This window comes from Microbacterium sp. MMO-35 (assembly GCF_037147555.1).
GTDB lineage: Bacteria > Actinomycetota > Actinomycetes > Actinomycetales > Microbacteriaceae > Microbacterium.
Map to the genome: position 1 here is coordinate 1 of NZ_JBBCVH010000031.1, position 1263 is coordinate 1263.

Sequence of the window (1263 nt, forward strand, 5' to 3'; positions counted from 1 at the left end):
GGAGCCTGACCCGGTTTCCCGGACAACTGAGTTGAGGCGATGATCGTCTCGGAAGGAGTCCGTGAGATGCCTGCTGCCCACCCGCCGGAGTTCCGGCGTCGAGCCCTGGATCTCGTTGCCCAGGGAAACCCTGTCGGTCAGACCGCGCGTGATCTTGGGATCAGCGAATCCTGCCTTCGGAACTGGATGAACCGCGACGCGATCGACTCGGGCCGCAAGGCCGGCGTCACGAGCGACGAGCACAGGGAGCTCGTGGAGCTGAGGCGCCGGAACCGTGTGCTGGAGATGGAGATCGAGATCCTCAAGCGCGCTTCGGCCTATTTCGCCAGGGAGAACGTGCTCCCAAAATAGGGTTCCGGTTGGTCCAGGAGCTCGCCGCGGACGGAATCCCCGTCGCGGTGGCCTGCCGGTCCCTCAACGTCTCAACGTCCGGCTACTACGAATGGGCTTCCCGCCCACCGTCGCTGCGCGCGGTCGTGGATGCCGCGCTCACGGCGACGATTCGGAAGGTGCATCGCGGCTCGCGAGGCACCTATGGGGCGCCGCGGGTGCTGGCCGAACTGCGGCTCGGGCTCGGCGTTCACGTCGGTAAGAAGCGCGTCGCCCGGCTCATGCGCCTCGACGGCCTCTCCGGGGTGTCTCATCGACGCAAACGGCGAGGTTGGAAGCCAGACACAGCGACGCACGAGGACCTGGTGAAGCGACAGTTCCGCGCGTCCGAGCCGAACAGGCTCTGGTTCTGCGACATCACGCAGCATCGCGCGAAAGACGGATGGGTGTATTGCGCGGCCGTCATCGACGCGTTCAGCCGCCGAGTGGTGGGTTGGTCGATCTCGGACCGGATCACCGCGGAGATCGTCGTCGACGCCCTCGAGATGGCTCGCTGGCGACGACGACCCGAGCCTGGAACCGTGGTCCACGCCGATCGAGGAGCGCAATACACCTCCTGGCTCTTCGGTCACCGGCTCAGGCAAGCCGGTCTGCTCGGCTCGATGGGCCGTGTCGCCTCCAGCGTCGATAACGCGCTCATCGAGTCGTTCTGGTCGACGATGCAACGCGAGCTGCTCGACCGGTCGAACTGGACCTCAAAAGCAGAGCTGTCGTCGGCGATGTTCGAGTGGATCGAGGGCTTCTACAACCCGACCCGTCGGCACACTTCCCTCGGCAACCTCAGCCCCGTGGAGTTCGAACGACTTCACATCCCCGCCGCCACCGCGGCATGATCAACACAAACAACCCGTCCGGAAAAGCGGGTCAGGCTCC

2 protein-coding genes are annotated in these 1263 nt (G+C 65.5%); both read left to right on the forward strand.

Going from position 1 to position 1263, the window contains the following annotated elements; translation table 11 throughout:
• Nucleotides 1-66: 66 nt before the first annotated feature.
• Nucleotides 67-351: a transposase gene (locus WFJ01_RS19020; protein ID WP_336630046.1), complete on the forward strand. Its 285-nt coding sequence runs from the start codon at nucleotides 67-69 to the stop codon at nucleotides 349-351.
• An 8-nt stretch (nucleotides 352-359) separates the two neighbouring features.
• Nucleotides 360-1223, forward strand: a complete 864-nt coding sequence (locus WFJ01_RS19025) for an IS3 family transposase (RefSeq protein ID WP_336630047.1) — start codon at nucleotides 360-362, stop codon at nucleotides 1221-1223.
• Nucleotides 1224-1263 lie beyond the last annotated feature (40 nt).

What these genes read in the sequence shown, in the direction of transcription:
- WFJ01_RS19020 (WP_336630046.1), top strand. Translation starts at nt 67, where the DNA reads ATGCCTGCTGCCCACCCGCCGGAGTTCCGGCGTCGAGCCCTGGATCTC.